Annotated in this window: 25 protein-coding genes; 11 read left to right on the top strand and 14 right to left on the bottom strand. The window is 67.9% G+C overall.

The window, feature by feature from the left end; translation table 11 throughout:
- Positions 1 to 396 precede the first annotated feature (396 nt).
- On the top strand, positions 397 to 1,341 hold the full coding sequence (locus HNO88_RS14040) for a right-handed parallel beta-helix repeat-containing protein (protein ID WP_184246595.1): 945 nt from the start codon (positions 397 to 399) through the stop codon (positions 1,339 to 1,341).
- On the opposite strand, the gene HNO88_RS14035 is transcribed toward HNO88_RS14040, so the two are convergent.
- Positions 1,338 to 2,225, bottom strand: a complete 888-nt coding sequence (locus tag HNO88_RS14035) for a DMT family transporter (protein ID WP_184246590.1) — start codon at positions 2,223 to 2,225, stop codon at positions 1,338 to 1,340. The two genes, HNO88_RS14040 and HNO88_RS14035, sit on opposite strands and share 4 nt — an antisense overlap.
- A 114-nt stretch (positions 2,226 to 2,339) precedes the next feature.
- Positions 2,340 to 3,182 (bottom strand): oxygenase MpaB family protein, encoded by an 843-nt coding sequence (locus tag HNO88_RS14030; protein ID WP_184246587.1) that lies wholly within the window; start codon positions 3,180 to 3,182, stop codon positions 2,340 to 2,342.
- Positions 3,183 to 3,277: 95 nt separating this feature from the next.
- Here HNO88_RS14030 and HNO88_RS14025 point away from each other — a divergent pair, with 95 nt between their 5' ends.
- Together HNO88_RS14025 and HNO88_RS14020 are read left to right on the top strand one after the other, a co-directional pair.
- The gene (locus HNO88_RS14025) at positions 3,278 to 3,658 is read left to right on the top strand and encodes a hypothetical protein (protein WP_246381779.1); all 381 of its coding nucleotides are present in this window, start codon (positions 3,278 to 3,280) and stop codon (positions 3,656 to 3,658) included.
- Positions 3,659 to 3,716: 58 nt separating this feature from the next.
- On the top strand, positions 3,717 to 4,016 hold the full coding sequence (locus HNO88_RS14020) for a hypothetical protein (RefSeq protein ID WP_184246584.1): 300 nt from the start codon (positions 3,717 to 3,719) through the stop codon (positions 4,014 to 4,016).
- A 2-nt stretch (positions 4,017 to 4,018) separates the two neighbouring features.
- On the opposite strand, the gene HNO88_RS14015 is transcribed toward HNO88_RS14020, so the two are convergent.
- The 3 genes from HNO88_RS14015 to HNO88_RS14005 all read right to left on the bottom strand — a co-directional run bounded on the left by HNO88_RS14015 (position 4,019) and on the right by HNO88_RS14005 (position 5,815).
- Positions 4,019 to 4,900 carry an MBL fold metallo-hydrolase gene (locus HNO88_RS14015; protein ID WP_184246581.1) on the bottom strand — a complete coding sequence of 294 codons (882 nt, stop codon included), beginning with the start codon at positions 4,898 to 4,900 and terminating at the stop codon, positions 4,019 to 4,021.
- A gap of 73 nt (positions 4,901 to 4,973) precedes the next feature.
- Positions 4,974 to 5,441, bottom strand: coding sequence for a DUF1465 family protein (locus HNO88_RS14010; protein ID WP_184246578.1), 468 nt, complete (start codon positions 5,439 to 5,441; stop codon positions 4,974 to 4,976).
- 176 nt (positions 5,442 to 5,617) lie between these two features.
- Positions 5,618 to 5,815, bottom strand: a complete 198-nt coding sequence (locus HNO88_RS14005) for a YdcH family protein (RefSeq protein WP_184246793.1) — start codon at positions 5,813 to 5,815, stop codon at positions 5,618 to 5,620.
- Positions 5,816 to 6,012: 197 nt separating this feature from the next.
- Here HNO88_RS14005 and HNO88_RS14000 point away from each other — a divergent pair, with 197 nt between their 5' ends.
- Entirely contained in the window at positions 6,013 to 6,168 is a 156-nt protein-coding gene (locus HNO88_RS14000; RefSeq protein ID WP_184246575.1) for a YdcH family protein, read from the top strand.
- A gap of 273 nt (positions 6,169 to 6,441) precedes the next feature.
- On the top strand, positions 6,442 to 8,718 hold the full coding sequence (gene ptsP / locus HNO88_RS13995) for a phosphoenolpyruvate--protein phosphotransferase (protein WP_184246572.1): 2,277 nt from the start codon (positions 6,442 to 6,444) through the stop codon (positions 8,716 to 8,718).
- 12 nt (positions 8,719 to 8,730) lie between these two features.
- On the opposite strand, the gene HNO88_RS13990 is transcribed toward ptsP, so the two are convergent.
- Both HNO88_RS13990 and HNO88_RS13985 read right to left on the bottom strand, forming a co-directional pair.
- Entirely contained in the window at positions 8,731 to 9,342 is a 612-nt protein-coding gene (locus HNO88_RS13990) for an ATPase (RefSeq protein WP_184246569.1), read from the bottom strand.
- Positions 9,323 to 9,562 (bottom strand): hypothetical protein, encoded by a 240-nt coding sequence (locus HNO88_RS13985; protein ID WP_184246566.1) that lies wholly within the window; start codon positions 9,560 to 9,562, stop codon positions 9,323 to 9,325. Before HNO88_RS13985 ends, HNO88_RS13990 begins: the two co-directional genes overlap by 20 nt.
- A 216-nt stretch (positions 9,563 to 9,778) precedes the next feature.
- Here HNO88_RS13985 and HNO88_RS13980 point away from each other — a divergent pair, with 216 nt between their 5' ends.
- The 6 genes from HNO88_RS13980 (at position 9,779) to HNO88_RS22690 (ending at position 13,786) form a co-directional block, all read left to right on the top strand.
- Positions 9,779 to 10,741: a helix-turn-helix domain-containing protein gene (locus tag HNO88_RS13980; protein WP_184246562.1), complete on the top strand. Its 963-nt coding sequence runs from the start codon at positions 9,779 to 9,781 to the stop codon at positions 10,739 to 10,741.
- A gap of 141 nt (positions 10,742 to 10,882) precedes the next feature.
- Entirely contained in the window at positions 10,883 to 11,863 is a 981-nt protein-coding gene (locus HNO88_RS13975; protein WP_184246559.1) for a tol-pal system YbgF family protein, read from the top strand.
- A complete protein-coding gene (tilS, locus tag HNO88_RS13970; protein ID WP_184246556.1) occupies positions 11,844 to 12,845 on the top strand; it encodes a tRNA lysidine(34) synthetase TilS in 1,002 nt (333 codons plus the stop codon). Before HNO88_RS13975 ends, tilS begins: the two co-directional genes overlap by 20 nt.
- A gap of 255 nt (positions 12,846 to 13,100) precedes the next feature.
- Positions 13,101 to 13,349, top strand: coding sequence for an antitoxin Xre/MbcA/ParS toxin-binding domain-containing protein (locus tag HNO88_RS13965; RefSeq protein WP_221420022.1), 249 nt, complete (start codon positions 13,101 to 13,103; stop codon positions 13,347 to 13,349).
- Positions 13,346 to 13,570, top strand: a complete 225-nt coding sequence (locus HNO88_RS13960; RefSeq protein ID WP_184246549.1) for a hypothetical protein — start codon at positions 13,346 to 13,348, stop codon at positions 13,568 to 13,570. Before HNO88_RS13965 ends, HNO88_RS13960 begins: the two co-directional genes overlap by 4 nt.
- Before the next feature lie 93 nt (positions 13,571 to 13,663).
- The gene (locus HNO88_RS22690) at positions 13,664 to 13,786 is read left to right on the top strand and encodes a hypothetical protein (protein WP_281384026.1); all 123 of its coding nucleotides are present in this window, start codon (positions 13,664 to 13,666) and stop codon (positions 13,784 to 13,786) included.
- A gap of 68 nt (positions 13,787 to 13,854) precedes the next feature.
- On the opposite strand, the gene HNO88_RS13955 is transcribed toward HNO88_RS22690, so the two are convergent.
- From HNO88_RS13955 to zwf, 7 genes are all read right to left on the bottom strand, one after another.
- On the bottom strand, positions 13,855 to 14,511 hold the full coding sequence (locus HNO88_RS13955; RefSeq protein ID WP_312857078.1) for a L,D-transpeptidase family protein: 657 nt from the start codon (positions 14,509 to 14,511) through the stop codon (positions 13,855 to 13,857).
- Positions 14,512 to 14,987: 476 nt separating this feature from the next.
- Positions 14,988 to 15,620 carry a glutathione S-transferase family protein gene (locus tag HNO88_RS13950; RefSeq protein ID WP_184246546.1) on the bottom strand — a complete coding sequence of 211 codons (633 nt, stop codon included), beginning with the start codon at positions 15,618 to 15,620 and terminating at the stop codon, positions 14,988 to 14,990.
- Between the two features lie 10 nt (positions 15,621 to 15,630).
- Positions 15,631 to 18,420 (bottom strand): phosphoenolpyruvate carboxylase, encoded by a 2,790-nt coding sequence (locus HNO88_RS13945; RefSeq protein ID WP_184246543.1) that lies wholly within the window; start codon positions 18,418 to 18,420, stop codon positions 15,631 to 15,633.
- On the bottom strand, positions 18,420 to 19,067 hold the full coding sequence (eda, locus tag HNO88_RS13940) for a bifunctional 4-hydroxy-2-oxoglutarate aldolase/2-dehydro-3-deoxy-phosphogluconate aldolase (protein WP_281384025.1): 648 nt from the start codon (positions 19,065 to 19,067) through the stop codon (positions 18,420 to 18,422). The genes HNO88_RS13945 and eda overlap by 1 nt, the downstream gene beginning before the upstream one ends.
- Complete coding sequence (gene glk / locus HNO88_RS13935) at positions 19,064 to 20,035, bottom strand: glucokinase (protein ID WP_184246540.1); 972 nt, start codon at positions 20,033 to 20,035, stop codon at positions 19,064 to 19,066. The genes eda and glk overlap by 4 nt, the downstream gene beginning before the upstream one ends.
- Before the next feature lie 190 nt (positions 20,036 to 20,225).
- Positions 20,226 to 22,052 carry a phosphogluconate dehydratase gene (gene edd / locus HNO88_RS13930; protein WP_184246538.1) on the bottom strand — a complete coding sequence of 609 codons (1,827 nt, stop codon included), beginning with the start codon at positions 22,050 to 22,052 and terminating at the stop codon, positions 20,226 to 20,228.
- Positions 22,053 to 22,164: 112 nt separating this feature from the next.
- Positions 22,165 to 23,607 carry a glucose-6-phosphate dehydrogenase gene (zwf, locus tag HNO88_RS13925; protein WP_184246536.1) on the bottom strand — a complete coding sequence of 481 codons (1,443 nt, stop codon included), beginning with the start codon at positions 23,605 to 23,607 and terminating at the stop codon, positions 22,165 to 22,167.
- Positions 23,608 to 23,622 lie beyond the last annotated feature (15 nt).

Raw genomic sequence — 23,622 nt, 5'->3', positions numbered from 1 at the left:
TCGGATGAGCCGATGCTCGATCCCGCAGCCTAGGGAGTTTGGGGGAAGGTGCCCCGGGTCCCAGCATCGGTCTCATCCGATGCGGTCCGACATCACGTGACGCTCCAAGGGAGCGCCGCGCCAGAGGGGCCCGGCCCGCACGGTCAAGTTAGGCAGAGTGGATGAGGCTGCAAGTCCTGCGCGCAGTGGGACACGATATGTAATATGCGTGTCCTCCCCGGCACGGGGAGGGGGACCACCCGAAGGGTGGTGGTGGGGACTATGGCCTCGAAGCGACCTGACCGGCAAACTTGTGCTCGGTTGTGAGTCCCCTCCACCACCAGCTGCGCTGGCGGTCCCCCTCCCCGTGTCGGGGAGGACAAGATCTTTAACCCTCGGTCCTTATACCCAGGCGTCATGAAGACGATCCTCCTTGCCGCCGGCACGGCCGCGCTTGCGCTCGCCGCTGCTCCGACCCTCGCACGCGATGACGCAGCGGCGCCCTACACGGTGGTCGAAAGCGGTCGCGGCTATACGCGCCTCCAGGACGCGATCGACGCCATCGGCGATGCGCGCGGTACGGTTCGCCTTGCGCCTGCGCGTTATGCCGACTGCGGAGTGCAGACGCAGGGCGACGTGACTTATGTGGCCGCGACGCCCGGCCAGGCGGTGTTCGACGGTGTGACCTGCGAGGGCAAGGCCGCGCTGGTGCTCCGCGGACGCGCCTCCCGCGTCGAGGGCCTGGTCTTCGCCAACATGCGCGTCAGCGACAAGAACGGCGCTGGGATCCGGCTGGAACACGGCAGCCTTTCGGTCTCGCAATCGTGGTTCCGCGATAGCGAGCAGGGCATCCTCACCGGCGATGATCCGCAAGGCGTGGTCCAGATCGACAAGTCTACCTTCACCCGCCTGGGCACGTGCGAGGGCTCAGGCTGCGCGCACTCGATCTATATCGGCAACTACGGCGCGCTGACCGTCACCCGCAGCCGCTTCGAGCAGGGCACTGGCGGCCACTACGCCAAGACCCGCGCCGCCAAGGTGGCGATCCTCAACTCCAGCTTCGACGATTCGCACGGCCGCCAGAGCAACTACATGATCGACCTCAGCGACGGTGCCACCGGCAAGATCGCCGGCAACTGGTTCGTGCAGGGACGCGACAAGGAGAACTACTCCGCGTTTATCGCCGTCGCCGCCGAGCACCAGAACCACACCTCCGGTGGCTTGCTGATCGACGGCAACGACGCCCGCTTCGCGCCCGGAGTCGAGCGCCGCAGTGCGTTCGTGGCGGACTGGTCGGGCGATGCGGTGAAGCTGGGCCAGAACGCCATCGGCCCGGGCCTCACCCGCTACGAGAAGCGCTAGGCCGGTTCCGGCGGCAGCGCGTTCTTGCCCGAACGCGCGAGCAGCACGCCACCGAGCGCCAGGGCAAAGCCGAGCAGCTGGATCGTGATCAGGTGCTCGCCGAACAGCAGTCGCGACTCGATCGCGGTGAGCGGCGGAACCAGCAGCAGCAGCACGCTGACGCGCGTGGCGCCCTGGCGGCGGGTCATCCAGACCAGCAGCGACAGCGCGGCGGCGGACAGCATCAGCACCGACCAGGCCAGGCCCAGCCACAAGCTCAGCGAGTTGTCCCAGCGGTAATCACCCAGCGCCATTGTCGCGCCCAGCGCGATCGCGGCGCCACCGGCGTTCTGCACCGAGCTCGACACCCGGATACCGTCCTGTGCCAGCGAGCCCGACTGGATCATCGTTCCGACCGCCATGGCCAGGATCGATGTGACCGCGCCTGCCACCACATACCACGGTACGCTGATCGCCAGACCGCTCTCCAGCAGTGGCTCCAGCACCATGACCACGCCGATGAGGGCAATGCCGAGTCCCGCCCAGCCACGCGCCGGCAACCGCTCGCCCAGGAAGAGGAAGGCGCCGACTGCCACCACCAGCGGCTGCAACGCGCCCAGCAACGCCATGACTCCGGCTGGCATGCCCTGCGACACCGCCCACCAGCTGGTGCACAAGTACACGCCGTTCAGCATGGCACCGGCCAAGACATGCAGGCCCAGGCGTCGCCCGGTGGGCCAGCGTTCGCCCGCCACCAGCGCTGCTGCGCCCATCATCAGGGACGTGAGCACCATGCGGGCGAGCAGGATCAACTCGGGTGCACCATGCGGCACTGCCCAGCGCGCGACGATGAAGCCGCTCGACCAGATGAGCACGAACAGAGCGGGAGCGAGACGCGCGAACATGACGGCGCATGTGGGCGCATGCGGGCAGGGTGTCGACCCTGCTCCGAGCGCCATTGCGCTTGATATTGCAGACCTGCGAGTTGTGCCGGGTGGGACCGTGTCGCCCCACCGCCTTCAGCGAAAAGCCCAGCGCAGGGTCTGTGCGACGCCGAAGGTGCCTGCCCGCACCAGCGGTCTCTCGAGCGGCGAGATCGCGAAACCGTGCATGCGCCGTGCCCAGTCGGGCAGCAGGTCGATCGCCGCCTGCATCGCCAGCTTGCGCGGCACATCTCCCATCGCCGGGGCACCTCGCCCGGCAAGGATAAGGCCGGCCACTTCCTTCGTGCGCCCATCGACCTTGAGCTGGCTGCGCATCGCGGCGATCAACTGGCGTGCCTGGGCGCGGGAGTGCGGCAGGGGGGCGGCGCCCAGCGCCTCGCCCACTTGCGCCATCTGCGCGAAGTAGCGGTCCTGATCCGCGAGCGACATCAAGGGCTCGGAGTATCGGATCCACGCGTCCAGGAAGCTGCTGGTCTCGGTCACGTGCACCCAGGCGAGCAGTTCCGCGTCGTTGGCGCGATAGGGCGTGCCATCGGGCAGGGTGCCGCTGACACGGTCATGCACGCGCCTTACCGTGGTGATCGCCGCCTCCGCCGCAGACCGCTCGCCATAGGTGGTCATGGCGATAAACCGGGCCGTGCGGCGCAGGCGGCCGTGCATGTCCTGGCGAAAGTTCGAGTGATCCCACACGCCCGCCAGCACGGCCGGGTGCAGCATCTGCAGCAGCAGGCTGGCCACGCCGCCGACCATCATCGAGCCGACATCGCCATGCACCCGCCACACCACCGAATTCGGGACGAAGAGCGCGTCGGCACTGCGGACGACGGGCGTCTGGCCGCGCTCGACATCGTTGAACAGGCCGACGACGCGCCGCCGGATGGAGGATTTCACGATGTTCGGAAGGGTGGAGGGCGTCATGTCGAGACAACGATCGCATCGCGCGAACGGTGCCGCAAGACATGCATGCCCTGTGGGGAGGGCGCACGGGGAGGGCGCACGGGGAGGGTTCAAAGATGCGCTCCAAACCACTAGATCCGCCGGTGATGACGCCCAGCCGCGCCCTTGTCCTGTTCCGCTTGTGGGCGGCGCTGCTGCTTGCCACCATCGGCTTGCAGGCACTGGAGCCGGTCGTCACGCCCTTGCAGCGAGCACCAGGCTCCGCCTTCAGTGCGGCGACGGCCGATGTGGCGCTCGCATCCAGCCGCCGGGCCGAGATCGCCCAGCCTCAGGCGCTGCCCACACCCGCCCTGCCGCGCTTTCCCGCGCCAGTGTCGCATGCGTCCGTGCCGACGATGCTGCCGCGCGCCAAGCATCTGCTTCCCCTTGCACGCGGCCCCCCGCCTCGCGAGCGTTCCGAACGCGTACCTGATCCGCGCGGTCCTCCGCCCGCCTGACCTTGCCCTTCGCCGGCGCCAGCGCGTCGTTTGCAGCCAAGTTCAGGACTCAAGAACCATGTCATCCATCGAAGCCGGCGCCGATCGCGCCGAAGAGCGCGCGCGTGTCGCCGCGCTGCTGTCCCGCTATCCCGAAATGCCCGCCAGCGATCTCGACGAGGTCCACGCCTGGTTCCGCCATGGCGCCAGTGCCCTCGATCTCGGCCTCTTGGCCAGCGACCCCGCCGTCGCGCCGCAATATCGGGCCTATCGCGCCGATCACTACGACCGCATCACCACCGGCGACTATGCCCGGGCGGCGATCTTCATCGGGATGGCTGTCGGCGCACTGATCCTGATCGCCATGCTGATGCCCTGAGATCAGTCCCTCGCGGCGACGAGCGCCCATTCCTCGCCCGCCTCGGTCACCAGGCCGCGGCGGGCGAGGTCGATCAGATGCGCGTGGACCGAGCGGCCGGCGGCAGGCCAGAGCCGCTCGTCCACGCCCTTGTACATCATCGGCACCATCGCGCCGATGCGGGTGCGCCCTTCGCCGATCTGCTTGAGGATCTGCTTCTCGCGGCTGCGGCGATGGCCGATCATGCCGCGCACCAGCTGGCGCGGCTTGTCCACCGCGGGGCCATGTGCGGGAAAGTAGATCCGGTCCTCGCGCTCGTGCAGCTTGGCGAGGCTCGCCATGTAGGCGGTCATGTCGCCGTCCGGGGGCGAGACGACGCTGGTCGACCAGCCCATCACGTGATCGCCGGTGAACAGCACACCGCTCTCCGGCAGTGCGAAGCAGACGTGGTTGGAGGTGTGCCCCGGCGTCTCTACCGCGACGAGAGTCCAGCCATCGCCGCGAACGCTCTCGCCATCGGCCAGCACTCGATCGGGACGGTAATCGGCATCGAACGCGGCATCCGAACGAGGCCCGTCGTCGTCGAGCGTCAAGGGCGCGCAGCCGATCACCGGGGCCCCCGTCAGCGCGGCGAGGGGCGCCGCCGCAGGCGAGTGATCGCGATGCGTGTGGGTGCAGCAGATCGCCACCAGCTTGGCCCCGCCGATCGCGGCGACGAGCGCCTCGATGTGCTCGGCCTCGTTGGGACCGGGATCGATCACGGCCACCTGGTCACCCGCGCCGACGATGTAGCTTTGTGTGCCGGTATAGGTGAACGGCGAGGGGTTACGAGCGAGCACGCGCCGGACGAGCGGGTCGACCTGCTCGGCATGAGTGTAAGGGCGAAGGTCGGTGGCGGCGTCCATGCCGCGGATATGGGCCTTGCAGACGAGACTGTCGAGCCGGCCAACCCCTAGCCGCCCGAGGCTGGCTCGCGGCTCAGCCCGCCAGCCGACCCTCCAGCCGCTCGCGCAAGCGAAGGATCGCGCCGGGAGGGGGCTCGTCCGTCTGCCGCCAGACACGATCGAGACGCAGCAGCCGATCGTAGAAGCGCAGCGTGGCGCTCACGAGGTCCTGCACTGCTGGCGGGAGCAGGGCGAACTGCTCGGGTTCGACCTTGCGCATGTCGGGCGACAGCCGCCCGTGGCGACGCAGCTGGAACTCGGACAGCTCGCCCAGGAAGTACGCCCGGTGGTTGAGCAGCCAGGCCACCGCGTGCATCATCCGGGTCGTCGTGCGCAGGCCCTCGCTCGACATGGCGATGCGCGCGCGATCTTGCGCGTCGGCTTGTGGATCGTCGTTCAGGCTGCTCAGCGCGAAGGCGTGGCGCACCTCGTCGGAGAGCACCAGCGCCTCGCAATACAAGCCTTCGACGATCCTTGGATTTATCGTGACTGGTTGCCCCATGTCCCGCTGGTATGAACGAACCACGGCATGCCGCAACTGGCTGCGGACGATTTTCCGCCGTTGTTTGTGCGCTGTCCGAAAAGGGCACGAACCCGCAAAATACGGCGAGTCGCATCCGGTCTGCTCAAGAACCCCAATTGACGAAGCTGACCCGCGTCTCGCCCCGCCCGGCAATCTCAGGCGATGATGTCGGGGATCAGGTAGTCCTCGATCAGAGCGATCTGGTCCTTCAGCCGCAGCTTGCGCTTTTTCAGCCGGGCGATCTGCAGCTGATCGTTCGAGCCGGCAGCACCGAGCGCGTCGATCGCGGCATCGAGGTCGCGGTGTTCGATCCTCAGGATTTCCAGACGCTTGCGCATCTCCTCTTCGGTCACGCGGGCTTTTCCCCAAGGTCGAGACAACCAAAAAGGCCGGTTCCGGCTCGACGCATCCGGATGGCGGCTCACCGATATGGGCCATCAACGGCCTTCGCAAGCCCGCCCTATTATGGTTCCATGACAATTGTGCCGCATCTGCATGATGCCGAGTCGGCAGACACGGATCCGGTACACCTTGTAAAGGAGGATCATCCATGGAGACTTCGCACGTTAGCGCCCTGCAGACCAAGCACGCTGGGATCGAACGTCAGATCCAGCAGGAAATGAGCCGCCCGATGCCCGATGCCGTGGCGATCCAGGCTCTCAAGAAGCGCAAGCTGCGCCTCAAGGAAGAGATCGCGCGACACTGATCGCGGCTCTTTCGCTTCCCATTCATGAACATTGCCGGCCGGTTCGCGCGCGGGATCCCGGGATCCGTGATCGAATAGATGCGTGCGTCCGGCCTTGAGGTGGCCTGCCAGAGCGGACCAGCCGCGCGGCGGCCTCTCGACTTCGCGCGGCTCCCGCGTCCGGACCTGAGCGCGCCGAAAGGCCCTGGTGCCGACACGCGCAGCAAGCTTTACTCCCCGCATCGCGGCACGGCTGCGTTCCCAAACCGCCAGCTTTACGGTACGCGATGAATCATGAGCATCGGAGCCGTCGAAGCCGCCCGGAACATCCTGACGCGTCTGCATGAGGTCATGGCCTCGCGCAGCAATGCGCAAGCCAAGCTGAACACCGTCGTTGAGGTGATCGGCGAGTGTCTGCATAGCGAGGTGTGCTCGATCTACCTCCTGCGCGAGGGCATGCTCGAGCTGTTCGCCACGCGCGGTCTGGCGCAGGAAGCCGTGCACGTCACCCGAATGGCCGTGGGCGAGGGGCTGGTCGGCACGATTGCCGAGGATATCGAGGCGCTCAACCTCGCCGAAGCGACTGCGCACCCGGACTTCATGTACCGGCCCGAAACCGGCGAGGACAAGTTCCACTCCTTCGCCGGCGTGCCCATCGTGCGGCGGGAGAGGGCGGTGGGCGTGCTCTCCGTCCAGCATGTCGAGCCGCGCCGGTACGAGGACATCGAGGTGGAGGCGCTGCAGACGGTCGCCATGGTGCTCGCCGAGCTCATCACCAATGCCGACCTGATCGACGAGGTGGATTATTCCGGCGTGGGCAGCGGCCAGACCGGTCCCGAGACGCTGCGCGGACTGACGCTGGTGAAGGGGCTCGCCAGCGGGGTCGCCGTCTACCACCAGCCGCGCATCACGATCGAGCATGTCGTCGCCGAGGATACCGAGGCCGAGCGCCAGCGCGTGATCCTGGCCTTCGACAAGATGCGCGAACAGGTCGAGCGCATGGCCAGCCAGGCCGAATTCGGCGTCGGCGGCGAGCACGAGGAGGTCCTGGCGACCTACAAGATGTTCGCCTACGACGAAGGCTGGACCCGCCGCATCAACGAGGCGATCGATTCCGGCCTGACTGCCGAGGCGGCGATTGAGCGCGTGCAGCAGCGCACCCGCATGCGCATGCGCCAGATCGACGACCCGCTCTTGGCCGATCGCATGCACGACCTGGAGGACTTGTCGAACCGTCTCCTGCGCATCGTCTCCGGACAGCTCGGCACCGCCGCGACGATGGGCCTGCGCAGCGATGCCATCCTGATCGCGCGCAATCTGGGTCCGGCCGAACTGCTGGAGTACGACCGCCGCCGCCTCAAGGGCGTGATCCTGGAAGAGGGATCGCTCACCAGCCATGTCGTGATCGTCGCGCGCGCGATGGGCGTGCCGGTGCTGGGCCGCGTGCGGGGCCTGCGGGGCAAAGTGCGCGAAGGCGATCAGCTGCTGCTCGATGCCGATCAGGCAACGGTCACCGTGCGTGCCTCGACCGGTATGATCGACGCGTTCGATACTCGCCTTGGCCGCAGCCGCGAGCGCCAGGCCGCCTATGCCGCGCTGCGCGACGTGGTGCCGGTCAGTGCCGACGGCAAGCGCATCACCGTGATGATCAACGCCGGCCTGCGCGACGACGTGGCGAACCTGGGCCTTACCGGCGCCGACGGCATCGGCCTGTTCCGCACCGAATTCCAGTTCCTCGTCTCGGCGACATTGCCCGCGCGCGAGCGGCAGACGCGGCTCTATCGCGAAGTCATGGAGCAGGCGGGCAACAAGCCGGTCATGTTCCGCACCGTCGACATCGGCGGCGACAAGACGCTGCCCTACTTGCGGCACAACGATGGCGACGATGAGGAGAACCCGGCGATGGGCTGGCGGGCCCTTCGCGTCGCGTTGGAACGCGACGGGCTGCTCAAGGTCCAGGCGCGCGCGCTCCTGGAGGCCGCGGCCGGGCGCACGCTCAACGTCATGTTCCCGATGGTCAGCGAGCCGTGGGAGTTCGACGCCGCCCGCGCCGTATTCGACAGCCAGCTGGAATTTTTGCGCAGCCGCCGCAAGCGCGTGCCCGAAGCGATCCGCTACGGCGTGATGCTCGAAGTGCCCGCGCTGGCCGAGCAGCTCGACGTGCTGGCGCCCAAGATCCAGTTCCTCTCGATCGGCACCAACGACCTCACCCAGTTCCTCTTCGCCGCCGACCGCGCCAACCCCAAGCTGGCGGAGCGCTACGACTGGCTGAGCCCGGCCATCCTGCGCTTCATCCGCCGCATCGTGCGTAACCTTGAGGGGCAGGCGGTGGACGTGACCGTCTGCGGCGAGATGGGCGGCCGCCAACTGGAGGCGCTGGCGCTGATCGGCCTGGGGATAGAGCGCCTGTCGATCACCCCGGCCTCGGTGGGACCCTTGAAGGCGATGATCGGCAAGTGCGACGTCTCCGCCATCCGCGAAGCCATGGAAGGCTGGCTCGCCGCGCCGCCGGAGAACCTGCGGCAGGTGCTGACGAGTTGGGCTACAGAGCGGGGGATCGTGCTCGATTAGGCGCTGCGCCGCTCAATCAGCGGCGATGGAGCGCACGGCCGACGCGACCGCTGCGAGGGCATGCTCATCGAGCGCGATGACCCCGTCCTGCTTCTCGCCGATCTGCCGTGGTTTGGCTCCGCTGTTGTCCCATATCCACGCCTGATCTGCGCGGTCCAAGAACCAGGGCAGTTGATCGAGGGACGACATGTACCGCTTGCGGACCTTGTCGTCGGGAACGTGATGTCCGCCCTTGGCGACACGCAGCTTGATGCGTTCGATCGATCGCTCGGGGCTATCCAGGACTACGTAGATGAGCCAGATGGCGAACCCAAGTTCCTTGGCCTTGTCCACGAGCCGCCGATACTTGCCGGTCGATAGCACTGTTTCGACGCCGATCGTCTTGTGCACGACGATCGACGCTTCAATCCAAGCTTCGATACGCTGGACCGCGGCCAGATTAGCATCGATCAGCGGCATCTGCTCGACCTCGCTGATCCGCGCAGCCAGCAGGTCGGGATTGACGATCCAGACCGATCTTCCACTCCACTCGAGATCGGCATTGGCGTAGACACTGCTTTTCCCGGAACCGTTCGGTCCGGCAACAACCAGCAGGATCGGCTGATCAGGGCTTTGTCGGGGCACGATCCAGAACGCCCGCGACAGCCTTGTTTTCCCGGCGCGCCTTGGCGACGTTCTTGCTGAATACGTAGTTCAAGTCTTCGCTCAGCGTTTTGCTTTGTGCATCGATCGTGCGCACGGTGGTAAACTGGCCGCTACCGGCATCCCACACGCGCTTCTGCGTAACGGTGCCGCTTTGGCCGGTGTTGAGACGACCGAACTTCCTGACAACGACTTTGGTCATGTTCGCTCCATGCTGTTACCCCATATAGCCACTGACATCGAGCATGGAAGAGCCATCGGCGATCATGGGCCCTCACTCCCCCTCGGATCATCCCCCATTCAACTTCATCGACCGAAAAGCGCGCGCCTAGGCGCGAGACCCGGTTGACTTCGCCGTCCGGACCGCGTTGTTTCGGCAGGGAGCGCCCGATCAACCCACTTCCCCTTTGGGAGCGGAATGGAAGACCACATCAATACGCCGAGCACCCCGCCGCCGCCTGCCAGCGTCGGCGACCAATTGCGTGCCGCCCGAGAGGCGCAGGGGCTCAGCCTCGGCGACATCGCGGCGCAGACGCGCGTGGCCGAACGCCATCTGATCTCGATCGAGGAGAACCGCTTCACCGAGCTTGCGGCGCCGACCTATGCGGTCGGCTTCTCGCGATCCTATGCCAGGGCAGTCGGTCTCGACGAGAGCGAGATCGCGGCGCGGGTGCGGCGGCAGATCGACGCACAGCCCGTCACGCGCGGACCGACGCTGCCCAGCTTCGAGCCGGGCGATCCCGCGCGCGTGCCGCCTTCCCGCATCGCCTGGTTGGCGGGGCTGCTGGCGGTCGTCGTGGTGGGCGTGCTGCTGGTCTTCTGGAACGACTTCCTTTCGCCCGAGGGCGAGCTGCCGGACCTTGCGCCCGGTGCCACGCAAGGTGGCGTCGCCTCGGTGGCACCGCGTCCGGCCGCGCCAGCGCCGCAGGCTTCCCCCGGCGGACCGGTGGTGCTGACCGCCACCGCACCGCGCGTCTGGGTCAAGGTGACGGACACCGCGGGCAACCAGCTGTTCCAGAAGGAAATGGCGCAGGGTGAGAGCTACACGGTGCCGGCCGAGGCACAGGCTCCGCAGTTGCGCACGGCGCGACCGGACCAGCTGCAGATCACCGTCGGCGGGCGCGCTCTGGCCCGCCTGGGCGACAAGCCCGAGGTGATCAGCGGCGTCGTCCTGACGCCGGCGGCGCTGCTCCAGCGCGCCGGCCCGGCCGCGAGCACGGCTGCACCTGCCGCGAACACGGCGCCGGCTCCCGCCATCGGCCCGGCGCGCGCGCGCCGCAGCGACGTGCCGCCGGCCCCCAAGATGGACGACCTGCTGAACGGCATCGAGGGGCCGGCCAATCGGGCTCAGGACAATCCGGTATCCACCACGCAGCTTTGACGCCCGCTCGACAGGCGCAACGGCTTGAGGCAAGTCCGGAGATGGGGGCGGCGCGGTGCGACACCGTTGCTGCCGAGTGCCGTCTTCGCGGGCGGGTTGTGCGATCGTTCGGGGCGATCGGGTAAGGGAGATATTCTGGTCATGGTACCTTCGCCTTTGCGGTCCATCCGCTTGCATCGCGCCACGGGAGCCGCGCTCGCGCTGGTCATGGCTGGCGCGGCGGTGCCGGCGCTGGCTCAAAGCAACAACACCGAGCTGCGCCTGAACAAGGTCGAGAGCGAAGTGCGGGCGCTCCAGCGCAAGGTGTTCCCCGGCAGCGGCGACAAGTATTTCACGCCCGAGATCTCCGCGCCGAACCCCACGCCCAGTGCGACGCCGCTGCCGTCGTCGAGCGCGCTGTCCGACGTGCTGACGCGCATGGACTCGCTCGAGGCCCAGGTTGCGAGGCTGACCGGGCAGGTCGAGCAGAACAGCAACCGCATCACCCAGCTGGAAGCCCGCATGGCGTCGATGCCGGCCGGTGCGCAGCCGCTTGCGACCAACGACGCCGGCGTGCCGGTGCCCGCCGCGCAGGCGAACCTGGGTGCGACGACGGGCGCTTCGGCACCCCGCCCGACATCGTCGCCTTCACCGACGCCTGCGCCTTCGCAGCTTGCCGCGGCCAAGCCGGCAACGCCGCCCAGCTCCGCCCGGGTCCAGGCCGTCGGCGCGATCGCCAAGCCTAGCACCGGCGACGCCGCCGAGGACGAGTACAGCTATGGCTATCGCCTGTGGGAGGCCAAGTTCTACCCGGAAGCGCAACAGCAGCTGAAGCTCTACCTGGAAAAGTACCCCAGGAGCCCACGCGCCAGCTGGGGTCGCAACCTGCTGGGCCGCGCCTTCCTGGACGACGGCAACCCGCTCGAAGCCGCGAAGTGGTTCGTCCAGAACTATCAGGCCGACAAGCGCGGCGAGCGGGCGCCGGACAGCCTGCTTTATCTCGCGGTCTCGATGAAGCAGCTGCAGGACACGAAGCGCGCCTGCATCGCGCTGTCGGAGTTCGGCACGACGTATGCCGCCGAAGCGGCCGGGCGGCTGAAGAGCGTCTACGATTCCACGCGCAATGGCCTCAAGTGCAGTTGATCGCCTGAGCGTGCCGGCGGAGCTGTCGGCGCGCTTCGGCGAGGCCTTGCGGGCGGTTTGGCCCGAGTGCGATGCCGAACTAGCCCCGATGCTCGGCATCGCCGTATCGGGTGGGCCCGATAGCACGGCGTTGCTCCTGCTGGCGGCATCGACGCTTCCGGGGCGGATCGCGGCGGCCACCGTCGACCATGGCCTGCGGCCCGAGAACGCGCAGGAGGCGGCCGACATGGCAGCGCTTTGCGCGGTGCTGGGCGTAGCGCATGCCACTCTGCCGGTGACGCTGGAGCCGGGCAACGTGCAGGGTGCGGCGCGTCAGGCGCGCTATGCGGCGCTCGGCGCCTGGGCGCAGGCCGAGGGCCTGGCCGCCGTCGCCACCGCGCATCACGCGGACGATCAGGCCGAGACCCTGATCATGCGTCTCAATCGGGCGAGCGGTGTCGCAGGCCTTGCCGGGGTCAGAGCGCGCGGGCGGCTGCTGGACACGCCCATCGGGCTGGTTCGCCCGCTGCTCGGCTGGCGGCGCGCCGAGCTGACCGCGATCGTGGCGAAGGCGGGTGTCAGCGCCGCAGACGATCCCAGCAACGCCGACGATCGTTTCGACCGCGCGCGGCTGCGCAAGGTGCTGGCAGGCGCCGATTGGCTCGACATGGCCGCAATCGCGCAGAGCGCCGCGCATATTGCGGATGCCGACGCTGCGCTGAACTGGTCGGCCGACATGGAATACAACGCGCGGGTCAAGCGCGATCCGTTCGGCATGACCTATCGACCGATGGCACCCAAGGCCATCGCATTGCGCGTGATTGCCCGCATCGTGGCCGAGCTCGATGCGCCCGCCAGGGGCAGCGCCATCGCGCGGCTCTTCGACGCGCTGGTGGCGGGCGAGCCTGCCTCGATCGGCAATCTGGTGGTACGACCCAACGCAGGCGGTTGGAGCTTCGCCAAGGCGCCGGTGCGCAAGGCAATGCGGGGCAAGTCTCGCTAGCGATCCCAGGTCATACATACTTCTTGCAGGTAATGGTCAGCACAGGGCTGCGGCATTGAAATAACGCTGCGAGAACCTACATAGAAGTATCGAGGATAGATTGATCGTAGGCATCCTCGGCTGAGAGTACACCATGCTCCCGCTTACGCGCTGGAGTTATGCCTTGATCATCAACCTTTATTTTCCGAACACGTCCCTCGTCGGCGTCCCGTCATGAGCGATGGCGCAGACACCGGCGCCGCTCCGCCGAGACGGATGACGTTCAGGCGCAAGGCGCGCGATCCGCAACTTTCCGACGAGCACATCAGACGCCAGTCTTCGATCACGCATCTGGCTTTCGTGCAGTTCGGAACCCGCGATGACGCGGTGTCGTTTCTGAACACGCATAACGAGCGGCTCGGCGGACGGCCTCTTGATCGCGCCATGTCGGGCCCCGAGGGGTATGCCGAGGTCGAGGAGGCACTGAATTCCGTCGTTCGTTCCAATTCGGGGACAGCGGAATGAGCCGCGCGATCAACCTGCGGCTCGCCGAAGGCCACGTCCGGTCCGAGTGCGAGCGCCTCGGCATCGCCATCAGTGCCTTGGAACCTCTGCCTTCGGGAGGAACGCACCTCGTGTGCGTGACCGGCGCCGGCGCGGAGGAATTCCGGCTGCACTACGCTGCCGATGTCGTCAAAGGCACGGTGAAGCGGTTCCCGTTCTACCGATCGCCCGGACCTTGGTAGGGCGCCGCGAGCAGTCCGGGTGCCGTAGCAGACCGGGCTCATAGGCCTTTCGACACGTCGAGAACCACCGAAGCACAGATCGGACAGCATGCCATGGCCAAGAGCCAACAGAAGTCGAACAAGGAAACGCGCAAGCCCAAGAAGGCTGCGCCGCCAAAGCCGAACGCGTCCAAGCCTTCGATCAAGGGTACGCCAGTGCCACAGGGCAAGGCGTGATCGCCAGGTAAGCCGCGCCCAGCCTCTTTGCCGCAGGGTATGCGCGGGAGAGGAAGGCAGCACCGCGCTCAGGACGAGACGAGCGAGTCTCCCATGCCGACCGTCTTGCCGCGCGTGATGAAGACCCGGTCGCCGATCTTGGAGGCCGCGAAGACCTTGGCGGCGAAGGGTTCGGGCATGCCGACGCAGCCGTGGCTGGCGTAACCCCATTCGACCTTCGAGCCGTGCAAGGTGATGCCGTCGTTGGTCAGCCGCATCATGTAGGGCATCGGCGCGTCGTAGAGGTTGGACACATGGCTGCGGTCCTTCTCGGTGATCGGGAACACGCCCAGCGGGGTGGGCTTGTCCTCGGTGCCGAGCAGCACCGCCGCGGCGCCGATCTCGTAGCCGCCTCGGAAGATCGACAGCACGCGCGCGTCGAGGTCGACGGTCATGACGATGGGGCCCGCGGGCACACCCGCTTCGTCCCAATGCCATTCGCCATACTTGATCGCGCCTTTGATCGGCAGGATACGCTTGATCACGAAGGCCTGGTCGACGGGCGGCTTCGCGGGCGCAGGCACGGCTCTTGGTGCGGCGGCTTGGGCCTTGGGCGTGGGTGTCGTCAGTTTAGCCGAAGCCTCGACCGCTTCGGAACCGCGCAGCCCGCTGGTCGCAAGCCAGAGCACGGCGGCAATGCCGATCAGCCCTGCCAAGGCGAAACCGAAGAGGATACGTCCGTTCACGATGCTTCCATGGCCCCGAATCGATGAAGAAGTGCTGAAGTTGTAGCACGTCGAAGTTCGGGTTGAGAGCGAACCGATGATGCTCGTGGGGCGATCGTGCATGCCGCTCGCGTGACCCGAATGTTGCAACCGCTACCCCCCAGCCATAACACGCAAACAGAAGCCGCGACTTGCACCCAGCGATCCGCAACCCATCACCCGTCGCCCCCGCGAAGGCGGGGGCCCCGCTTGTTCTTCCCTGCACGGCGCTTCATCCAAAAAGCGGGGCCCCCGCCTTCGCGGGGGCGACGGGGTTGTGGGGAGCGCGGCGCTCGATTCACGAAGCGGGGCCCACGCCTTCGCGGGGGCGACGGGTCGTAGAAGCGCTTCGTTGAGCTGCTCGGCCAGCGAGGGCACTCTGCTGGACGGTCCGTATTGGCCGTGGATCGAAGTACCCCTGAGCGCAATGACCCGCACTCAATCCATATGCACGACAATCAGCTCAGGTTCGGTGTCACCCCGGGCTCCGCCTTGGCCATGGCGCGCCGATAGGCGGGGCGTTCGCCGATGCGTTGCAGGTAGGCCTTCAGGTTCGGCAGCCCATCGATCGACTGCTGCCGCATCGCTCGCCCGGTCGTCAGCGCATAGCCCATCATGATGTCAGCCGTCGTCAGCTCGGAGCCGCCGAAGAACGGCGCTGCACCCAGGCGCGCTTCGACCATCTCCCAGCCGCGACGATTGCGGTCGTCCGCGAAGGGCACCTTGCCGGCCGCGCCGGTGATGGCGAGCACCAGCTGCATCATGCCCGTCGCCATGAAGGTGCCGTTGGCCCAGTGGAACCAGAACAAGTGCTCGGCGAAATCGGGATGATCGGGCGCGGGCGCCAGCCGACCGCCGCCGTACCGCGCGACCACGTAGTCGCAGATCGCGCCGCTTTCGCCCAGAACAAGGTCGCCGTCGGTGATCACCGGCGCGATGCCCATCGGGTGGAGGGCCTTGTACTCGTCGGGCGCGAGGCGATTGTCGGCGCGGCGCTGGTAAAGCTTCAACTCGTAGTCGAGCTCCAGTTCCTCGCAGAGCCAGACGATCCGCTCGGACTGCGATTGACCCAGGTGATGAACGGTCAGCATGTGTCTCTCCTCAGCCGTGGGCGCCGAATTCGTTGGCGATGGCAGTGCCGATCCTCAGCGACAATGCGTAGGAGCGGGCAATCGGCTCGATGAACTCGCGGTGGATCTGGCCGTAGCCTGTCGCGCTCTCGTCCGGGTAGTCGCTGGGTGCGTCGACCTGGAAGTTCTCGATCGAGGCAAGTCGCACCGGAAAGGCGCGGCGCAGTTGCGCCAGGCCGTCCTCGACCCGCAGCGTGAAGAACATCTCCAGCACGTCCTCGTGGCTGATGTCGTTCGCGCGGCTGAACTGCGGGACCATCACGGTGCGCAGGAACATGTGCTGGAACAGCGCCAGCCGCAGTGCCTGCAGCGCGCCGATGTTGCGCCGGGTGGTCTCGCGTTCCGGGCCCAAGGAATCCTTGCGTGCCTCGTCCGGGATCATCGTCAGCAGCCGGTAGAGCTTCACTGCATCGACGCGGAGGCGCGAGACGAGGCGGCGGTAGACGCCGGCGCGATCGTCCTTGGTCAGGTACTCGGCGATGCGCAGGCAGCCATCCGCGATATGCTGCTCGTCGCCCCGATAGGGCCGGGTCGACCAGTAGGCGGAGTTGAACAGCTCCCCGAAGGCGCCGACGGTCTTGATGGAGGCCAGCGCGTTTGCGGCGCGCACCAGCCGGATCAGCGCCCGCCCGCGCTCGCTGTCGCGCAGCAGGCCTGCGATCTCCTCCTGGTTGCCCTCGGCCGCGCTGCCGACCCCGGCGATGACGTTCACCGGGTAGCCGAGCTGCTGGAGAATCGCGTTGTGCGGGATCGCGCGGATCTGGCGCAAGCTCATGGTGCGATCGGCGGCGAGGTCGGACTGGCGGCGCGCCTTGCGGCTGCCGGTGTCGTTCAGCAAGCCGAGCCCGAAGGCGGTGATCGCGCGGCTGTAGGTGCGGCTCTCCAGGTGCGCGTGCTGGGTGTCGCGGATGGCGCGGTAGAAATCGAGGCTGAGGTCGGTGCGGCGATAGAACGGGTCCGCCGGCTGGGTGGTGTCGGCCTGCCACAGCGGCCGCTCGGTAAGGCGGGTGAGGGTGGCGAAGGCCAGTTCCTCCGAACCGAACCAGAGATAGCCGTCGCCGCCCTGGAAGCTGACTTCAGGCTCCAGCCGGATGTTGGCGCGCAGGAAGCGGCGGCGCGCCCAGGGGGACATCTGCCAGTGCAGGCGGTCCTCCATGCTGCTGGGATGACAGCCGCGACCCATCGATTCGCCGCCGGTGTTGAACACCAGCGCCGACACGTCAGTGAGCCCGTTGGCGACCATCGCTTCGGCAAGGCGGCCCTGCAGACGCTCGATGGCCAATGCCGCGGGAATCTGGCCGACGAAGCGGCCCGCGTCGGAAAAGCCGGTCTGCACCGCCACCCGGCCGCGCTTGCGCACGTAGGCGCGGTAGGCCGGTTCGGCGAGCACCGCGTCGAGGAAGCGGCCGCCGTGCTCCAGCGCGGTCTCGGTTTCGAACAGGGGCGAGACATCGACCTTGTCGGCGACGCCGAACATCTCGGCATAGTAGAGTGCGGCGAGCACGGTCGTCGGCTGCTCGCATTCGGCGACGAGCATGCGGATCGGCGCGTCGGCGTCGATGTGTCCCAGGATCTGCGCCATGGCCAGGAACTGGCGCACAGCGGTCGAGTTCTCGATCGCCAGCGCGGCGAAGTTGGACCGGAGCGGCTTCACTTCGGCCAGCAGCTCGCGCATCCGCACCAGCGCGGCCTGACTGGCGAGGTTGAGCGTGCCTTCGGGATCGATGCGCTGGCGGATGGCGTTCTGCAGTTGCGAGCTGTTCACGCGGAAGTGGATCCAGCCCATGCCGAGGCCGTCGGCGCGCATCGCCGCGGCCACGACCAACAGGTCGCGCGCGACATCCGTTTCGGCGTGGCGCGCCTCTTCCTCGATCTCGGCGATGATTGGCGCCAGGCTCACGATCTTGTCGGCATGCTCGGCGGTAAGCGCGTTGGCCGTCTGCGACAGCGCCTCCGGCTCGGACAAGTCGGCGGCGAAGCGCTCCGCCATCGCCTCTGTGTGGGCCCGCGCGCGTTCGAGCCGATCGGCCAGCGACGGCAGCGCTGCCTGCAACGAGGCCGCATAGCCGGCAAGGCGCAGGGCCTTTTCCTGCAGGCGATAGCGGATCGAGGTCGACCACGAGATGTCGGTACGCCCGTCCATGTCGTAGCCGACCCAGGTGGCGAAGCGGAACGGCAGCGGCTGCAGGCTGCGCCACTTCTTGGGCCAGCGCTGCGCGGCGATGGCGAACAGGCGGGCGTTGATCCGATCGCGCGCCGCCTGGCCTCGGGTGAGCGCAGCCATCGCCTCATCGTGCTCGTAGTCGAGGGTGATGGTGTCCCGGTCGGCCGGCGCGACGCAGACGCTGGCCTCGCTGAAATCGCCGTTCGAGGCCGAGCTGCGCACGGCCTCCGATTGCGCGCGGCTGAGCAGGAAAGTCGGATGCGCGGTGAACACGACGTGCGCGGCGGGGCGCGACCAATGGGCGGCGAAGGCGGTGAAGTCGTCCTCACCGGCAAGGCCGTCGATCGCCGCGTCGTTGGCCGCGAGCGCGATCGGCCCGGCGATGCGGTCGAGCCGCGAAGCGCGCACGCGCAGGCCCTCGCACTCCAGTTCGGAAACGAGGCTGTCGACTTGGTCGAGGCTCAACGTCCCGCCTTCCAGCTGGCGCGAAAGTTCGAGCGAGAGTTGGAAGACCGGGTTGAACTGCGGATTCTCCGCAGTCTGCCTGTGCAGCTCGGCAAGCCGCGCGTCGAGGTCGGCGACCGTGGGCGAGGCCATCAGCGCGCAAGCCCTGCGGCGGCGCGCGCGCGCGCCTCGATCTCGGCCGGGTCGGGAACGCCCTTGGGCACCATCCAGCTGCCGCCGACGCACAGCACGCTGGGCAGGGCGAGCCACTCGGGCGCGGATTCCTGCGTGATCCCGCCGGTCGGGCAGAAGCGGACTTGGCCGAATGGGCCGGCGATGGCCTTCAGCGCCGCGGTGCCGCCGGACGCCACGGCAGGGAAGAACTTGAGGCGCGTAAAGCCGAACTCCAGCGCCAGCATGATGTCGGCCGCGTTGGCAGTGCCCGGCAGGAACGGCACGCCGCTTCGTGCAGCCGCTTCGCCCAGCGTGGGTGTCAGGCCGGGCGAGACGATGAACTCCGCGCCGGCATCGAGCGACCGTTGCAGGTCGTCGGGGCTGAGCACGGTCCCGGCGCCGACCACTGCCCCGGGCACTTGCTTCATCGCCTTGATCGCGTCGATCGCGCAAGGCGTGCGCAGCGTCACCTCCAGAGCCGGCAGCCCACCGGCGACGAGCGCCTCGGCGATGGGCAGGGCGTGGTCGATGTCGTCGATCACCAGCACCGGGATCACCGGGGCGAGGGTCATCACGCGCTCCACGGCAGAGGTGAGGGGGCCGTTGATGGTGGTGGTCTCGGTCAAGACAAGTGCTCCCTGGCAAAGGCGGCCGCAGCGCCGAACAAGCCGGGCTGCGCATGGGTGATGAGTTTGACGGGCAAGTTCGCCATCATGCCGGCGAACCGGCCCTTGGCGGTGAAGCGCTCGGCGAAGGCGGACGCCATGATGGTTTCGCGGATGCGGTAACCCAGGCCTCCGGCGACGACGACGCCGCTGGCGCCATGGGCCAGCGCCAGGTCGCCGGCAGCGGAGCCCAGCGCCATGCAGAAGCGATCGACCGCGGCGGCGGCAAGGCTGTCCGAGCCGTCGGTGCCCGCGGTCCACAGCTCGACATCGCCGCGCTCGGCGACGGCGCGGCCTTCCAGCGCGGCGAGGGCACGGTAGATGTCGACGATGGCCGGGCCGGAGACGACGCGCTCCACCGAGACGCGCGTGTGGCGCTGGCGCAAGGTCGCCAGGATCGCGTCCTCGATCGTGTCGCGCGGCGCGAAGTCGATGTGCCCGCCTTCGGTGGCCTGGACATGGTAGCGCCCGCCTTCGCGCAGCAGGATCGCAACGCCCAAACCGGTGCCCGGGCCGATGACGGTGATCGCGCCGCTTGCCGGCAGCGGCACGTCGGGACCGGCGAGGTGGAGCAGGTGGCTCTCGTCCGCGCGGGCGACGGCATGGGCGACGGCGCCGAAGTCGTTGACGATGGTGTACCTGTCGACGCCCAGCTTCTCGCGGATCAGGGCCGGGCGGATGATCCAAGGGTTGTTGGTGAAGCGGATCACCTCGCCGCCGACCGGACCCGCGATGGCGATGGCCACGGCGCCGGGCAGGGTGCCGCCGCTGCGACGGCGAAAGTCCTCCCACGCGGTCTGGAAGCTGGCATGGTCCTTGGTGTGGAGGGTCTGGGGCTCACCCAACGCGATCGCGCCGTCGGCGCCGACCGAGGCGAGCGCGAACCGGGCGTGGGTTCCGCCGATGTCGACGGCGACGAGGTCGGTCATGGTCTTGCCCCCCTCTCCCCGGACGGGGAGAGGATACGAAGGCTTGGCAGCTTGCTGCCTAGGCGGAGTTGGAGAGGGGTTTGTGCCCTCTGCGCGTCGGAAACCCCTCTCCAAGCTGCGCTAGCCGCTGGCGCGGCAAGCTTTGCTATCCTCTCCCCCGCGGGGGAGAGGATGAGAATGCGCGTCGTCCTCACAGCCCCGCCATCTCCAGCATCGCCGATGCGCCTTGCTCGGCGCCGCTCGCGCCGGCGCGGAACATCGCGAAGAGCTCGCGGCCCATGCCGATCTCCGCGGGCGGCGGCGGCGCCGGCTCTCGGGTCGAGAGATCCGCGGTGGTGGAAAGCGTGCCGTCGTCGGCCGAAAGGCGCACCAGATCGCCGTCGCGCAAGTAGGCCAGCGGGCCCCATGCGCCGTTCTTGGCCAGCGCTTCGGGTGTCACGTGGATGGCGGCGGGCACTTTGCCGCTCGCGCCCGACATGCGGCCGTCGGTGACCAGGGCGACCTTGTGCCCGCGATCCTGCAGCACGCCGAGTGGCGGCGTCAGCTTGTGCAATTCGGGCATGCCGTTGGCGCGCGGGCCCTGGAAGCGGACCACCACGACGACGTCGCGGTCGAGCTCACCGGCGGCGAAGGCCTTGGCGACAGCTTCCTGAGTGTCGAACACCCGGCACGGTGCTTCGATCGTCCAGCGCTGCGCATCCACCGCGCTGGTCTTGAAGGTCGCGCGGCCCAAGTTGCCCTGGACCAGCCGCATGCCGCCATCGGGCAGGAACGGCGTCGCCACCGGGCGCAGCATGGCGTCGTCCAGGCTTTGCGCCGGGGCATCGCGCCAGGCCAGCGTCTCGCCTTCGAGGTGAGGCTCGCGCGCGTAATCGGCCATCCCGCCCTCGGCGATGGTCAGGATGTCGGCATGCGCCAGCCCCGCGCCGAGCAGCTCGCGGATGACGTAGCCCATGCCACCGGCAGCGTGGAAGTGGTTCACATCGCCCGCGCCGTTGGGATAGACGCGCGCGATCAGGGGAACCGCGGCGGAAAGTTCGTCCAGATCCTCCCAGTCGATCAGCACGCCCGCCGCGCGCGCCATCGCCGGCAGGTGGATCGCATGGTTGGTCGAGCCGCCGGTCGCCAGCAGGCCGACACAGGCGTTCACGATCGCCTTTTCGTCCACGACGTGCGCCATCGGCCGGAAGTCGGCGCCCTTGCGACCGATCTGCGCGACGCGATGGACGGCGGCCCGGGTCAGCGCCTGGCGCAGCGGCGTGCCCGGATTGACGAAGGCGGCGCCCGGCACGTGCAGGCCCATCATCTCCATCATCATCTGGTTGGAGTTGGCCGTGCCGTAGAACGTGCAAGTGCCCGGCGAGTGATAGCTTTTGCTCTCGCTTTCCAGCAGCGCGTCGCGGCCGACCTTGCCCTCGGCATAGAGCTGGCGGGTCTTCTGCTTTTCCTTGTTGCTGATCCCGCTCGGCATCGGTCCCGCCGGCACGAACACCGCGGGCAAGTGGCCGAAGCGCAGCGCACCGATGACCAGGCCCGGCACGATCTTGTCGCAGATGCCGAGCAGGGCCATGCCGTCGAACATCGCATGGCACAGCGCGACCGAGGTGGACAGGGCGATGGCGTCGCGGCTGAACAGGGACAGTTCCATGCCGGCGAACCCTTGCGTCACGCCGTCGCACATCGCCGCGACGCCGCCGGCGACCTGGGCGGTTGCGCCAACCTCGCGAGCGAACAGCTTCATCTGCTCGGGGTAACGGCCGTAGGGCTGATGCGCCGAGAGCATGTCGTTGTAGGCGGTGACGATGCCGATATTCGGCCCGCGCTGCGTGGCGATGCTGGCCTTGTCCTCGCCCGCCGCGGCGAAGCCGTGCGCCAGGTTTGAGCAGGAGAGAAACCCGCGATCGGCGAAGGCGTCGCTCTCACGCGCGATCAGGTCGAGATAGCGGGCGCGGCTGTCGCGCGAGCGGGCGACGATGCGCTCGGTCACGCGGGCGACGACGGAGTGTAGTTCGGTCATGGTTCCTGCTCGCGATCCGAGTTTCTGCAATTCTGTGCTCGGCCCAGCGACATCCTCAAACCCCGTGCCTCGTAATGGGCTTATGGGTGCCCGTTCTTACTCGTGCCCGCCTTTACTCGTGCCACGTGACGCCATTGCGTTCGGCAAGCGCGATGGCGGCCGAGGGACCCCAGCTGCCAGCGGTATAAGTCCTGGGCTCCTGCCCCTGTTCCCCCCACAGCCCACGGATCTTGTCCACCCAGTCCCACTGCGCTTCCACTTCGTCGCGCCGAACGAATAGGGTCTGGTCGCCTTCGATGAGGTCGAGCAGCAGCCGCTCGTAGGCGATGCGCCGCTGCGGGCCGGAGAAGGCGCCGGCCATGGCGATGTCGAGCGGCACGGGGCGCAGCCGCAGGCCGTCACGGTCGAGGCCCGGCACCTTGGCCATCAGCGTCAGCTGGATGTCCTCGCTGGGCTGGATGCCGATCACCAGGCGATTGGGCACGGTGCGCGCGCCCCTGCCAGAGAAGATCGAGTGCGGGATCGGCTTAAACTGGATGATGATCTCGGTCGTGCGGCGGGGCAGGCGCTTGCCGGTGCGCAGATAGAAGGGCACGCCCTTCCAGCGCCAGCAATCGAGGTGCGCCTTGATCGCGACGAACGTCTCCGTGTCGGAGTTCTTGCCCAGTTCGTCGTCGTAGCCGGGCACGGCCTTGCCGGCGATCGCGCCCGAACGGTACTGGCCGGTGACCACTTCCTCCGGGCCGACCGGGCGCAGCGAGCGCAGGACCTTGACCTTCTCGTCCCGCACTTCGGTGGCTTCGTAGCGGACCGGCGGCTCCATCGCGACCAGCGCAAGCAACTGCAGCATGTGGTTCTGCACCATGTCGCGCAGTGCGCCGCTGTCGTCGTAATAGGCGACGCGCGATTCCAGGCCGACGGTTTCGGCGACAGTGATTTGCACGTGGTCGATGTGCGCGGCGTTCCACAAGGGCTCGAACAGCGCATTCGCGAACCGCAGCGCGAGCAGGTTCTGCACCGTCTCTTTGCCGAGGTAGTGGTCGATCCGGAAAATCCGCTCCTCCGGAAAGGCGCTCGCGACCGCGTCGTTGATCGTGCGGCTGGAGGCAAGGTCGGTGCCCAGCGGCTTCTCCAGCCCGATGCGGACCTTCTCGCCGGCCAGGCCGCTGGCCTTGAGGCCGCGGATGGTCGGCTCGAACAGGCTCGGCGCCGTGGAGAGGAATATCGCCAATCCTTCGGAGGGCTCTCCCACCTTGGCGGCGAGATCGTCGAAACCCTCGGTCTGCGATGCGTCGAGCGGCTGGTAGCTCAGACGGTTGAGGAAGGTTGCCATGCCGCCACGGCGGTCCGCGGGCAGGAATTGCTCCAGCGCCTCGCGCGCGAAATTGCGGAAGGCGGCATCGTCAAGGTCGGACCGGGCGGTCCCGACGATGCGAATGCGCGGGTCTAGCAACCCTTCCGCATCCAGTGCGCAGAGAGAGGGGAGCAGCATCCGCTTCGACAAGTCGCCGGTGGCGCCGAACAGCAGGAGACGGTCGGCGGTGAAACCGGTCATGCGGGATCGATGCTC

It is taken from the genome of Novosphingobium chloroacetimidivorans, from assembly GCF_014204535.1.
Classification (GTDB): Bacteria; Pseudomonadota; Alphaproteobacteria; order Sphingomonadales; family Sphingomonadaceae; genus Novosphingobium; species Novosphingobium chloroacetimidivorans.
This window is presented reverse-complemented; position numbering and strand designations above follow the sequence as displayed.